The organism is Arthrobacter sp. StoSoilA2 (genome assembly GCF_019977195.1).
Classification (GTDB): domain Bacteria; phylum Actinomycetota; class Actinomycetes; order Actinomycetales; family Micrococcaceae; genus Arthrobacter.
Genome location: NZ_AP024643.1, coordinates 4,231,062 through 4,243,913, shown reverse-complemented (window position 1 = coordinate 4,243,913; position 12,852 = coordinate 4,231,062). Strand labels below are relative to the sequence as shown.

Annotated in this window: 11 protein-coding genes; 7 read left to right on the top strand and 4 right to left on the bottom strand. The window is 62.0% G+C overall.

What is annotated here, in order from left to right; all coding sequences use genetic code 11:
* Positions 1 to 143: 143 nt before the first annotated feature.
* The 4 genes from LDN82_RS19340 to LDN82_RS19325 all read left to right on the top strand — a co-directional run bounded on the left by LDN82_RS19340 (position 144) and on the right by LDN82_RS19325 (position 2,847).
* Positions 144 to 1,118 carry a DnaJ C-terminal domain-containing protein gene (locus LDN82_RS19340; protein ID WP_224165478.1) on the top strand — a complete coding sequence of 325 codons (975 nt, stop codon included), beginning with the start codon at positions 144 to 146 and terminating at the stop codon, positions 1,116 to 1,118.
* A gap of 10 nt (positions 1,119 to 1,128) precedes the next feature.
* Positions 1,129 to 1,548, top strand: a complete 420-nt coding sequence (locus LDN82_RS19335) for a helix-turn-helix transcriptional regulator (RefSeq protein WP_224089172.1) — start codon at positions 1,129 to 1,131, stop codon at positions 1,546 to 1,548.
* 93 nt (positions 1,549 to 1,641) lie between these two features.
* Positions 1,642 to 2,409, top strand: coding sequence for a carboxymuconolactone decarboxylase family protein (locus LDN82_RS19330; RefSeq protein WP_224165477.1), 768 nt, complete (start codon positions 1,642 to 1,644; stop codon positions 2,407 to 2,409).
* A 135-nt stretch (positions 2,410 to 2,544) separates the two neighbouring features.
* Complete coding sequence (locus tag LDN82_RS19325) at positions 2,545 to 2,847, top strand: DUF3040 domain-containing protein (RefSeq protein WP_224089170.1); 303 nt, start codon at positions 2,545 to 2,547, stop codon at positions 2,845 to 2,847.
* Positions 2,848 to 2,932: 85 nt separating this feature from the next.
* On the opposite strand, the gene LDN82_RS19320 is transcribed toward LDN82_RS19325, so the two are convergent.
* Complete coding sequence (locus LDN82_RS19320; RefSeq protein ID WP_224089167.1) at positions 2,933 to 3,391, bottom strand: hypothetical protein; 459 nt, start codon at positions 3,389 to 3,391, stop codon at positions 2,933 to 2,935.
* An 86-nt stretch (positions 3,392 to 3,477) separates the two neighbouring features.
* Positions 3,478 to 4,098 carry a hypothetical protein gene (locus LDN82_RS19315; RefSeq protein WP_224089166.1) on the bottom strand — a complete coding sequence of 207 codons (621 nt, stop codon included), beginning with the start codon at positions 4,096 to 4,098 and terminating at the stop codon, positions 3,478 to 3,480.
* A 109-nt stretch (positions 4,099 to 4,207) separates the two neighbouring features.
* On the opposite strand from LDN82_RS19315, the gene LDN82_RS19310 reads away from it, so the two are divergent.
* The 3 genes from LDN82_RS19310 (at position 4,208) to LDN82_RS19300 (ending at position 6,871) form a co-directional block, all read left to right on the top strand.
* Positions 4,208 to 4,546, top strand: a complete 339-nt coding sequence (locus LDN82_RS19310; protein ID WP_224089164.1) for a hypothetical protein — start codon at positions 4,208 to 4,210, stop codon at positions 4,544 to 4,546.
* A 484-nt stretch (positions 4,547 to 5,030) separates the two neighbouring features.
* On the top strand, positions 5,031 to 5,696 hold the full coding sequence (locus LDN82_RS19305) for a GntR family transcriptional regulator (protein WP_224089162.1): 666 nt from the start codon (positions 5,031 to 5,033) through the stop codon (positions 5,694 to 5,696).
* The gene (locus LDN82_RS19300; protein WP_224165476.1) at positions 5,693 to 6,871 is read left to right on the top strand and encodes an MFS transporter; all 1,179 of its coding nucleotides are present in this window, start codon (positions 5,693 to 5,695) and stop codon (positions 6,869 to 6,871) included. The genes LDN82_RS19305 and LDN82_RS19300 overlap by 4 nt, the downstream gene beginning before the upstream one ends.
* A gap of 190 nt (positions 6,872 to 7,061) precedes the next feature.
* On the opposite strand, the gene LDN82_RS19295 is transcribed toward LDN82_RS19300, so the two are convergent.
* Together LDN82_RS19295 and LDN82_RS19290 are read right to left on the bottom strand one after the other, a co-directional pair.
* Positions 7,062 to 9,233: an FG-GAP-like repeat-containing protein gene (locus LDN82_RS19295; RefSeq protein WP_224165475.1), complete on the bottom strand. Its 2,172-nt coding sequence runs from the start codon at positions 9,231 to 9,233 to the stop codon at positions 7,062 to 7,064.
* A 70-nt stretch (positions 9,234 to 9,303) separates the two neighbouring features.
* A complete protein-coding gene (locus tag LDN82_RS19290; protein ID WP_224165474.1) occupies positions 9,304 to 12,759 on the bottom strand; it encodes a DEAD/DEAH box helicase in 3,456 nt (1,151 codons plus the stop codon).
* Positions 12,760 to 12,852 lie beyond the last annotated feature (93 nt).

Below are 12,852 nucleotides of genomic sequence, written 5' to 3'. Positions count from 1 at the left end.
CGCTCCACCGGATATGGGGCGGTGCCCGCTCCGCGGTGCCCTCCACACCGCCGCCCCATATCCGGTTGCGCGCCCGCTGTAAGCTCGCCTGAGGTGAGCTGACTGCGGCCGTACGCATTGTTTGTTTTAGAAAGGAAACGCTCTTGGCCAGCCAGGACTGGGTTGAAAAGGATTTTTACGCGATCCTTGGTATCGCCAAGGACGCGTCCGACGCGGATATTAAGAAGGCTTACCGCAAGCTTGCGCGGCAGTATCACCCGGATACCAATTCCGGGAATGCTGCTGCGGAGAAGAAGTTTAAGGACATTTCCGAGGCTTATTCTGTCTTGTCGAGTCCTGAGGACAGGCAGCAGTATGACGCGATCCGTGCCATGGGTGGTGCCCGGTTCGCTCCCGGTGCGGGGGCCGGGCGTGGTGGTGCTGGTGCCAATGGTGGGTTCGAGGACCTGTTCGGTGGCTTGTTCGGTGGCGGCGCGCGTCAGCCCTCGGGTGCCGGTGGCATTCCTCCGGAGTTTGCTGACCTGTTTGGTGGCGGCTTTGGTGGTGGCCAGACCGGATTCCAGCGGGCACCGCAGAAGGGCTCGGACCGCACTGCGACGACGTCCATCTCCTTTGCTGGATCCATCAAGGGCACTACGGTAAGCCTGCGCGAAAGCAACGGCCACGTGATCGACGTCAAAATCCCCGCCGGCATCAAGGACGGGCAGAAAGTCCGCCAGCGCGGCAAGGGCAACGTTGGTCCCGCCGGCAACGGCGATCTCATCATCACGGTCAACGTGAAGCCACACGAGTTTTTCCAGCGCGACGGCGACAACATCCGCATCCACGTGCCTGTCACGTTCGCGGAAGCTGCGCTTGGCGCGACCATTGAGGTTCCAACGCTCGACGGCGACACCGTCAAGGTGCGTGTCCCGGCCGGAACACCGTCGGGTCGTACCCTCCGGGTCAAGGGCCGGGGCGTGAAAACGTCCAAGGCGACCGGAGACCTCCTGGTGACTATCGACATCGCCGTCCCCCAGAACCTGAACAAGGAAGCGGAGGAGGCCGTGAAGGCATTTGCTGCCGCGACCACCGACGCCAACCCGCGTCACGACCTGGCCGCGAAGGCCCGGTTGTAAGGAGACGGTCATGGCAATCGACGTCAACCAGCCGATCTTTGTCATCTCCGTCGCCGCGGAGCTTGCCGACATGCATCCGCAGACGTTGCGCCAGTACGACCGCCTGGGCATCGTCTCGCCCAGCCGCGCCCCCGGGAAGTCGCGCAGGTACTCCCAGAACGACGTCGAAAAGCTGCGGGAGGTCCAGCGCCTCTCGCAGTCCGGCGTCTCGCTCGAAGGCATCAAGCGCATTTTGGACCTGGAAAACCAAGTCGCTGCACTGCAGTACCGCGTGGCCGAGCTGACGGAGGAACTGACCCGGCGCCGGAGCCCCTTGGACACCCGCATTTTCGCAGCGGGAGCAGCCGGCGACGTCGTCAGTCTGGCCCGCGGTCAACGACCCCGTGCACGGTCGCAAGCCGTCGTGGTGTGGAGGCCGCGGCCTGAGTAGCAACGCCGCGGTTCGTGGCTGGACCCCCGCGGTGGGGAGCATCCACAGGAACCACGCATTGATGGGAGAGCTCCCACGAAAGAGAGGCCTACGATGGCACCCAGCGAAACGGCACGACGAAATCACGACGAACTGTTCCCCGGTCAGCTTCCGGCCTTGGCGGTTACAGACCCCGAGCTCGTGGAGATTTTCAACAACTTCGCATTCGACGATGTGTTGAGCCACGGAACACTGGATACCAGGACGCGGCTCATGGTTCAGCTCGCCTCCCTTATCGCGTCACAAGGAATGCGGGAATACCGGGCGTTGCTCGGCGCGGCCCTTACCGTTGGGGTAACTCCGGTGGAGGTGAAGGAACTTGTCTACCAAGCCGTCCCGTATGTCGGCATGGGCAAAGTTTCCGATTTCCTGCACGCCACCAACGAAATCCTCAAAGAATTCGGCGTGGAGCTTCCTGTTCCGGGCCAGTCCACCACGACTCCCAAGGACCGGGCGGAGAAAGGGCTGGCTATCCAGAAGGAGATCATAGGTGCACAACGCATCGACGACATGCGCGCAGCTGCCTCAGCTGATGAAATGCACTTTCAGGAGTACCTCGCCGCGAACTGCTTCGGCGATTTTCTGACACGCACCGGCATTGATGTTCCGAGGCGTGAACTCCTCACCTTGTCCATGCTCGTTTCCCTTGGCGGCTGCGAGCCACAGGTCAAGGGGCACATTCTGGCCAATCTGAACGTGGGTAACAGCCGCGGGTTGATGCTTGAGGTCATCACGCAGTTGCTGCCGTACATCGGGTATCCACGTACGCTCAACGCCCTGCGCGTACTCAACGAGACGGTGCCGGCACCCAACGCCAGGTAGGGCTTCCTTATGCTGTGGATAGTGGCCGGAAAAGGACGATAATAATGTCATGGCACGGCAAGAAGTGCACGTGCTGGTGGTTGGCGTGTAGGCGCTGGAAAGCGTCCCATGCTCGTGTAGTGAGGGAAGATTCCGATGTCGTTGTCGGATGAAGAGCGCAGGAGTTTGGAAGAGCTTGAGCGGGATCTCGCTTCATCGGATCCTGACTTGGACCTTCAGCTGAAGTCGGGGCGGCCGCGCGGTGCGGTGGCGCGCTCAGTTTTTGGTGTCCTGGCAGTTTTGGCCGGTTTTGCAATGGTCATTGCCGGGATCATCACACAACTCGTCCTTGTGGGTGTGGTCGGGTTCCTGCTCGCTGGAACAGGCGCCTACTTACTGTTCAGCAGGATGGTCCTTAGGAGAAGGACGCGGCGACACGATGAGGGCAGGCCGGGCTAGCCCAGCACGGGTCTAGCCCAGCTCCGAGCTAGGCGTCCAGCCTCCGAGCTAGGCGTCCCGCCAGCCGGTAGAAATCTGCCGGCTCTTAGTACGTCTCCGGCGGCACGTCCGCAGACGTACCAGCGGGGTCATTGGACGTGGACGGATTCGCCGTTGGCGTGGCCGGCTTGGCAGGGGACGGCTCGCCGGGAGGCACCATCATTCGCCACGCCAGCACCAGGCCCGCGCCGACGCCACCAACTGCCAAAGCAACCAACCACCCGGCACGCGGGGAATTCCGCTGACTGGTTCGACGACTCAAAGTTTGCGTCGCCCTTTTGACCGCTCTGGCTGCGGTGCGCCGAGCCCTCTTTGCGGCTTTACGGTTCCCGGTCAGCGTGAGCATTACGCCGTGCACCACCGACGGGACATCGGCGTGATTGATCCGGGATAACGCCCACCCCACTACTGCGTCGGCTTGCGACGACGTGCCCTCCGCTGCGTGCTTCACCCACTCGGCTGCGAGGTCCTGCACTGCGGGAATGATGTTTTGTGCTTTGTACATATGAACCCCTCACGGAGTAGATGGCCCCGTTGCCAGACTACGCCGCGGGCTGCAGGACCAAAAGGTGCCTGAACGCAGCGCTCTTTTCAGGCCGGGATTATGGCTGCCAGCTCCACGGGGTTCTCCAGTCCGGCCCACTTGCCGCTGAGGGTCAACTCGTTGTGGAGCTCAGCCGCGACATCCACCACCCTGGCAACCTTCAAGCGAAGCTCACCTGCGTCAATGATGGTCACGCCACTGCCCGACACGGGGGCCGAGGCACTCAAGGCGGGGACACCGGCGTCGAGCGTTCCGCTTCCCTTCACATTGACGGAGCTGGGCCGGGGCTCAGGCTCGCCGTCGACGATCAGCGCGGCCTCTTCCTGGCCCGTGAGGATAGCCGTGGCCAGGGCTTTGACGTAAACGGGATCTGCGCAGGCGTCATAGACCCACCGCTTGCCAAGGACGGAGTGGTCCATGGTGCCGATGAGCCATTCCTGGGCGCCGGCCAGTTCGTAGCCCCTGTAGCTCAGGGGTACCTGGTAGATGCGCTCGCCAGCGGCGACCACATGCGTCTCGAGCCCCACCTCGCCGGCGGGGTCGTCAAAACGGTAGGCCCCAATGAGCTCCGGGGCCCCTTCGTGGCTGAACCAGGGCTGCGTCGGCAGGTATCCAGCGATGAGTTCGAGCTTGGACGGGGACAGGGTTGCCTTGTGAATGATCGCCATGTTCTCCAGCCTAGGCCAGGGAGGCGTGCTGTTCGGTAGGGGTCCCAATGCGCGGCCTCGCCCCTGCACTGTTTACAATCGAAGGGACGCGCCGACTATTGAGGGAATCATGAAGAAACTCACCACTGTCCTGATCGCTGCCGGGCTGCTTGCCACGGCATCAGCCTGCTCCTCGCCGCAGCTGACCACCGCAGAAACGTGTGACCGGGTGGGTGTCGCCGTTGCCAGCCTCCCGAGCAACGCCAGCAAGACCGCGACCATTCGCGTCGCAAACGCCATCCGCCCCATTGAACCCGTTGCCTCCAACGAAATGAAGCCCGTGGTCACGGCCATCCTTGAATACTCGGATGAGCTCGTGAAGGAATCCCCGGACGAGAAAAAGATGGGCGAGCTCTCCGCCGCCTACCAGGAAGCCGGCACCAAGTACGGTGAACTCTGCCGCGGCTAATGACGCCCGCTGCCTAACGGCCAATGAACGCGAAGAAGGGGACCAGCTGAGCTGGTCCCCTTCTTGCGTCTGGAACCGGAAAAGACGTTGGGATGTGCGACAGAAACCGATTCGGGTCAGGCAACCCTGGATGCTCTCTCACATCACCGCCCTTAATCCGGGATGCTCTCTCAGATGACCGCCCATAATCCGGGATGCTCTCTCAGATGACCGCCCATAATCCGGGATGCTCTCTCACATGATCGAAGAGAAGTCCCGGACGGCGTCGGCGGTGTGCCCAGGTAAGGCCCGACGTCGAAACTTACCTTGAGCGCCCGGCTTCGGCACCCTTGGCGGACCAGCGAATCAGCGGATTACGCAACGCGGGGTCACTTACGGCCGGTTATCGCCGAGAACATGGGCCGTAAGTGACCCCGCGTTGCGTTGGCTTCGCGCGCAATGTATAGATGTATACAAGTACACACACCCAAGCCAAGGAAGCCGTATGGCCCATCAACAACCACGGAACACAGGGGCACACCTGGTCTACAGCGAGCTCAAACGCCGGATCCTCAGCTTGGAGCTCAAGCCAGGTGAGCGTGTTTACGAGCCGGCCATGGCTACTGCGCTGCAAGTCAGCCGAACCCCGCTGAGGGAAGCTATCCGGCGTCTGATTTCGGAGAGCCTCCTGGAGCAACAGGCAACCGGGGGAGTGGTGGTTCCAGCGCTGGATGAGACGGTGATTGCCGAACTGTACGACGTTCGGGCAGCACTGGAATCGTTGATGGCACGGGAAGCGTGCGCCAAGGCAACTAGTGAAGATATCGAAAAGCTGCAGGGCATTCTTGAACGAAATGCGGCCATGGTGGAATTCGCTGATGAAGCCATGAAATACGGCGTGACATTGCACGCCACCATCGCTGGGATCGCCGGAAATTCCTGGGCACAACGCTTCCATGACCAGATCTCCAGCCAGGTTGAGCGATACCGGCATTTCACCAACAATTCCGGTGAGCGCCGGGAACAGGCCCTTGCCGACCACCGCGTACTGGTGGAAGCCATAGCCTCAAAGAAGCCAGACAAGGCAGCGAAGATCGCGTTCGACCACGTCATCGCCGCCCGTGACGAGACGTTGCGTGCCATTTCAGGCGCGGGCCTTGTGGTCGAATGATTGGCGAACTCGGGCGACGCTCGTCCCTTGCACTTCTGATCCACTCCGCACTCATCCAGGCAGTCACGTTCCTGGTGCGGCCAGCCACCAGCTACCGGGCACTGGAACTCGATGTCCCCGGGTTTGCACTCGGTCTTCTCGCTGCCAGTTATGCAGTCTTCCCGCTACTCCTCGCGCTGCCGATCGGCGGACTGGTGGACCGCCTCGGTGAGCGTCGCCTCATGGCGATCGGCTCCGCCGTCGTGCTGGGTTGTTCCGCTTTTCTGCTGTTGTTCGGAACGTCGGTTCCTGCGTTGGTGGCCGGAACTGCGCTTCTTGGCGCCGGCCAGTTGGCTTGCGTGGTGGGGCAGCAGGCGGTGGTTGCGAACAATGCCAACTCCACCCGGCTCGATTCAGCCTTCGGGTACCTGACGTTCGCCGCGTCGCTGGGCCAGGCACTTGGGCCGTTGGCGATTTCCTTGGTGGGCGGCGCCTCTGTCCGCCCGGATACGAACGCGATCTTCCTTCTCGCGACGGCCATGGGCCTGGTGCTGTTCCTGACCACGTTCGTTATCTCTGGCCAAGTCAGTGGCCGGAGGGACAAGGCCAAAACAGCGGACAGCCCCAACGGCGGTGCCATCTCCTTGTTGAGAACGCCGGGCGTGGTCCGGGCATTGGCAACGAGTGCAACCGTCCTGGCAGTGGTGGATCTTACGGTGGTCTACCTGCCTGCGCTTGGCGCTGAGCGGGGTCTTACCGCGGCCACAGTCGGTCTCATGCTGACTGTTCGCGCCGCGTTCTCGATGGTCTCCCGGATTGGGCTTGGCAGCATGTCCCGGAAGTTGGGGCGGATGAGGTTGCTGGTCCTGAGCCTTGCGGTTTCCACGGTCTCGCTGGCAGTAGCTGCCATTCCGATGCCGATGTGGTTGCTGTTCGTCGTCATGGCTTTCCTGGGCCTCGGGCTGGGAATCGGACAGCCGCTGACCATGTCCTGGTTGTCGGCCCAAGCGCCCGAAGGCCAACGCGGACGTGCGCTGGCCTTGAGGCTCGCCGGGAACAGGGTGGGGCAAGTTGTCCTGCCGAGCGCCATCGGTGTTGTGGCGGTAGGTCTCGGTGCTGCGGGTGTGTTCCTGGCGTCCGCTGTGGCCGTGAGCGGAACGATGCTGTTGCTGCGCGGGGTGCGGTTGGACGACTGACTTTGTTTTGAGCGGCCGCCACTGGCTCCATCCGTCACGTTTTGTGGGTCACGTCCACTGATAGCTATACGGATGTGAGGGGACCAGTTGCCGGAGGCAAAGAAGCGCGTTCAAAATGATGGATCCGGACTCAGTATCGAAGCGCGAGGGTGTACGGCGGCCTCCCCGCGGAAGGCCGCCGTCGATAGTCCTAGAGAACAGCCGTCATGACGCCCCATCCCCAACCAACAGCGAAGCGCGGCATCCAGCCACCCTTGCCGTCGCCGGGGTAGTGCCAGAGGACGCCTTCAATATCGCGGGCCAGGAGGTCGGCTGTGCCGTCCGGTAGGAAGTTGCTGTTGAAGTCGCCGGGACCAACGACGGCGGTCATGGAGTTCCAGCCCGAACCCACCTGGACGCGGGGGAGCCAGCCGCTTGTGCCGTTGCCGGGGTAGAGCCACAACGTGCCCCCGGTATCGATGGCGAAGACATCGTGCTTGCCGTCTCCATTGAAGTCTCCGGGGCCCACGATCTTGTCCATCGCATTCCAGCCTGAGCCGACCGCGACCCGAGGGAGCCACCCGGCAGCACCGTTACCCGGATACAGCCACAATGTCCCTGAAGAGTCCCTGGCTAAGACATCGTGCTTGCCGTCGCCGTTGAAGTCGCCAGGGCCCACGATTGAGGTCATGACATTCCAACCGGCACCGACCTGGATCCGGGGGTACCATTCGCCGTACCCGTTGCTTGGGTAAAGCCACAGGACTCCGGCTGCGTCACGTGCAAGGACGTCCGGCTTGGCGTCACCGTTGAGGTCGCCTGGAGCCACGAGCGATGTCATGGCGTTCCAGCCGGAACCAACTTGAACACGGGGCAGGAAGTGACCGCCTGTGTCGCCCGCGTATAGCCATAGGGTGCCTGCCGAGTCCCGGGCCAGGGTGTCGGCTTTGCCATCGGAGGTGAAATCGTTCTTGGCAGCGTTGACCGTGATCGCGAACCACTTGCTGAAGGCTGAGGGGCTGACACCATTGGACGCAGCCACCTGGACTTTGTAGGTCCCCGCCTTGGTTGCGATGCCGGAAAGAACGCCGGTCTGCTTGTCCAGGGTCAGCCCTGGAGGCAAAGTGCCCGCGTAGACAGAGAATTTAGGTGCTGGCGAGCCCTTCGCTTGGAAGGTGTATTTGTAGGCAGAGCCTACCGTTGCCGCTACGGGCGGCTGGCTTGCCGTAAATGCTGGAGGAGCGTCAGCGCCGTCGATGACTGAAAGTGCGCCGCCTGTCTGGTTTGCGACGTAGGTTTTATTTGTTACCTCGTTGACGGCCGCCACTTGAGGCCAGTTGCCCACCTGGATGATTTCAAAGACGCCAGTGCTGGCGCGAAGTACGATCAGTTTGCCGCGGTTTGGAATGACACCGTAGACCTTGTTGGTGGTTTCGTTGACAACCAGGCTGACGGGGGAGTCCAGGAAGTCGCCGTATTCGAATTTCCTGACTTTGTTCGTTGCTCCGTCCAATTCGGACAGGTAATAGGCGCCCGTTGAAACGTAAACCTTGTTTGTCTTCTCGTTTACTGCAAGGGCGCCAGGTGCGTCAGTGATGCCAATATCAGTAACGGCGTTGGTGACGCCGTCAATGACGTTAACGATGTATCCGCTACTGAGGCTGTTTTGCTCATTGCTCACATAGATCTTGTTGGTCGCGGAGTTCACGGCAACGTGAAAGGGTCGCTCCCCTACCGCCACTGGAGTCGACGTCTTACGGGTCCCGTCGATGACGAAAACTGTGTTGCTGTCCGCATCCGTTACATACGCCTTGTTAGTGACAGGATTCAGGGCCATGTCGGACGAGTAGGTTCCCACCGCCACCGTCGCGGTTGCCTTAGTGGCGGCGTCGAAAATGAGAACACTGTCGGGTCCGCCGCCTCGGGCGAAGATCTGGTTGGTCGTCTCGTTGACCAACAATTTCCCAACGCCAGGGCCCGAGTACACAACGGCGACAGCGTTGCTTGCGCCGTCGATGGCAAGGATTGTCCCGTTCACGGATGCATAGATCTTGTTGGTGACAGTATTGATGGCCAGGCCTGTAGACAGACCGGGGAGCGGGATGCTTGTAGCAACATTGGTGGCCCCATCAACCACCAAGATGTAGGGGCTGCCCAGATGCGAGACGTAGATTTTGTTCGTCACTGGGTTCACTACGGTGGTGTCGGGCCCGCTGCCTGTCACGATGTCTGCGACGCGCACGTCCGCCTGTGCCGGCGACGCCATTCCGAACAGAGCGGCGGCCGTCAGGCTCACGGCAAGCAGCGTAGCGGAAAGAGTCCGCAGGAGTCCCTTCGAACGGGCCCTCAAATGTTCTTGCGTCGAAAACAGCAGAGTGGTCACTGCAGCTCCCCCTATTGATGTGCCAGCGACCACATTCTTGGGCCGGGGAGAGTCTACAGCCAAGCAGCGACTATTCCGCGAACAGCGCCGCCAGGTCCTCCGCCGTCAACGAGCCACCAGCCAGGGCGTCGCCTTCCATCACATCCGCGAACAGCTGCGACTTCTTGGCCTTCAGCGCCATGACCTTTTCTTCGATGGTGTCCTTCGCAACCAACCGGTAGACCATGACGTTGCGGGCCTGCCCGATGCGGTGCGTACGGTCCACAGCCTGTGCCTCGGACGCCGGGTTCCACCACGGATCCAGCAGGAACACGTAATCCGCCTCAGTGAGGTTGAGCCCGAAGCCACCGGCCTTCAGCGAAATCAGGAACACCGGAGCGGCCCCGTTCTTGAACTCGCTCACCACATCGCCACGGTTCCGGGTGCTGCCATCGAGGTAGCAATACTCCACGCCCTCGGCATCCAAACGCTCCCGAACCTTGCCCAGGAAGCCCGTGAACTGGCTGAAAATCAGGGCGCGGTGGCCCTCGGAGATCAAATCCTCCAACTGTTCGAACAGCACATCCAGCTTGGACGACCGCACCCCTGACAAGGAAGAATCCACCAACGACGCATCCAAGCTCAGCTGACGCAGCAACGTCAAGGACTGGAAGATCGTGAAACGGTTCTTGTTGACGTCGTCGATCAGTCCAAGGATCTTCTGCCGCTCGCGCTGGAGGTGCGTCTGGTAAACCTTCTGATGCCTCGGGTTCAGCACGACCTCAAGGACCTGCTCCTGCTTCGGCGGAAGATCCTTGATGACCTGTTCTTTGGTGCGGCGCATCATCAGTGGACGGACACGACGCCGGAGCTTGGCCAACTGCGCCGAGTCACCGTTCTTCTCCACCGGCTTCTGGTAGTTTTCCGCGAACCGCTTGGGACTCGGGAACAGACCAGGCGCCACGATTGACGTCAGTGCCCAGAACTCCATGAGGTTGTTCTCCAGCGGCGTGCCTGTGATGGCCAGTTTGAACCGGGCCGGAAGCTTCCGCGCGCACTGGTAGGCCTTGGATTGGTGGTTCTTCACGAACTGCGCCTCGTCCAGCATGAGCCCCGCCCACTGGAACGACGCGTAGGCATCGTAATCAATGCGGAACAGCGCATAGGACGTAATAACGACGTCGGCACCCGCCAGCGCGTCGACAGGTGACAGCCCGCTCTTGGCGAAAGTTTCACCGACGGTCCTCACAATGAGTCCGGGAGCGAACCGTTGCGCTTCGGCGGCCCAGTTGCTCACCACGCTGGTTGGGGCCACCACCAGGAACGGAGCGCGGGGCGGGCTGTCGGCAACACCGACGTCGGCCGTATCAACGGCAGCAGCCAACTCCTTGGCCGCACAGATCAGCGCGATCGCCTGCACGGTCTTACCCAAGCCCATGTCATCGGCCAACACGCCACCGAGGCTGTGCTTGAAGAGGAAGCTGAGCCAGTTGAAACCTTCAAGCTGATACGGACGCAGCTCGGCGTTAAGGCCTGCCGGCAGCGGCAGCCCGGTCACGCCGTCGTCGAGCAATCCGCCAACAGCTTCGCGCCACGCGGCGGCCTGTTCGTCAACGATGCCGAGTTGCGCGAGTTCGTCCCAGAGCCCGGCCTGGAATCGGCTGATCTGCAGGGTGCCGTCTTTGTTGTCCGGGTTGTCCTGAAGGGAGCGGGCTTCGTCGATCAACGCTCGGAGCTGGTGCAGCTCAGGCAGGTCGAGGGAGAAATAGGCGCCGCTGGGGAGCAGCATGCGGCTCATCCCGGCGGCCAGTGCAGAGAACACGGCGGCGAACGATACCGGTTCGCCTTCGAGGGTGATGACGATGCCGAGATCGAACCAGTCGCCGCTCGCCGTTTCCTTCGTGGAGATGGAGACAACGGGAGCTTCGGCAGCTTCGCGGTAATCAGCGATGTCACCGGAGGTCTCTACGACGACGTCGGGCAGGTCCTTGAGCGCCGGCAGGATCTCCTCGGTGAAAGCCAGCGTGTCCAGGCCGGAAAGCTCAGCCGACGCCGCGAGCCGCGGAGCGCCCCAGCCGCCGGTAGCCGATTCCGCCAACGCCGGAACCACGTCCCACGGCCGACCGATCGAATCCAGGATCCGGGCTTCCTCAAGGTCATCCCGGTAGCCACGGTCATCCGGGTGCCGCCACAAGGGCTGCGCGGTGACCAACGTGCCGGACTTGTAATGCCATTCCCAGTGCAGCCGGACTTTGTGGTCGGTGCCATAGTTGGCGAGCAGGGAAAGCGTGGGGACCGCCAGGGTTGGCAGTTCCACGGATTCATCCGCTGCCTTGACGGGCGTCGACTGCCGCAGCTTCGGGTAGAAGGACGTCAGGAACCGGCTCTCATCTTCGGCCGGAATCAGAAGCGTCTCGCCCTCGGTGACAAACTCGAGCAGTTCGTCAGTGATACCGCCCTCAATCGGGGCGAGCGTGATCAGGTTGTTCTGCTGCGGCACGCCGGGCAAGGCTTCGGCGCCGGAATGCGTGAAGAAAATCCCATACGCGGGCTTGCCCAGGAAGCCCACAGTTCCGGCATCGATCTGCTCACCGCCTACCGTCACCGACGGCGCAAGCTGCAGGCCGCCGTCGGGCGTTTGCTTCCCGTCTTTGCCGTTCAGCGCTTCAAGGCGCGCCAAACTGAGTCCGACGACGGCGGGTTGGGTCTCGACGTGGACAGGCTCGCTACCAGCCGCGTGAATCAGCGGAATGCCGGCTTTAGTTGCATCGGCGAGAAGGGTCCAAAGGTTCTTGGCGGCGAAATCATTCAGGCTCAACCACATGGCGCCCGACGGTTGCTGGCGACCATTGCTGGAACCATGGGCAGCGAGGAAAGTCTGAAGCCACTCGACGTGTGCCTCATTGAATTCGCGGCGGAAACTGATGTAGCTGAGGTTGTTCCAGGAGACGTCGCCGCGGATCCATTTTCCCTTGGCACCCATCATCACGGGCCGGGCCTTGAGCTGCCGGACACTGCGCATGGGATCGCGGCGGCCTGTGTAGGAGAAGTGGGCGGCCGGTTCCTCAACCTCGAACTGCAGGGCGAGCGGAATGCCGGCAGTGCTCGGCGCGGTGCCCGGCTTCGCGATCAGCCTGTTGAGGGCTTGCTCCCAAGCCGGCCGCCCGGCACCGCCCTGCTCGGAGGAACCAAGCCGCGAGGTCTGGATCCCGGGTGCCTGGGACAGGAGCTGGGCACGGATAGTGGGGTGGTCTTCAGCCGTGAAAAGCAGGGCAGCCACATGTTTGCAGTCCTTGCGGACAGGGCAGCTGCAAATACCTACGGTGCAGCTCCAGCCGCTGGGCTTGCGAACCAGCTTGGCCGACGTCGAATATGGTTGCGGACCGGTGCCGCGGACCTTGCCAAGCAGGAGGCCCGTGGCCGAATCGAAAGAAATTCCGCTCACGCGGCTGCCCATGGCATAGGCCAATCCGGCCGCCAGGGAGCGGTCGTTAATGGCAGGAGTCTGAATGGCCAGTTCCCAGGTTTCGTCTGTGTGGGACGGCATGCGTCGGGCTACTTTCGGCAGGAGGTTATCTGCTCAATCTTAGTCAGCAGAAAACGGCTCCCAAACTTCGCCCTCCGTTAACCTCAACCTCGA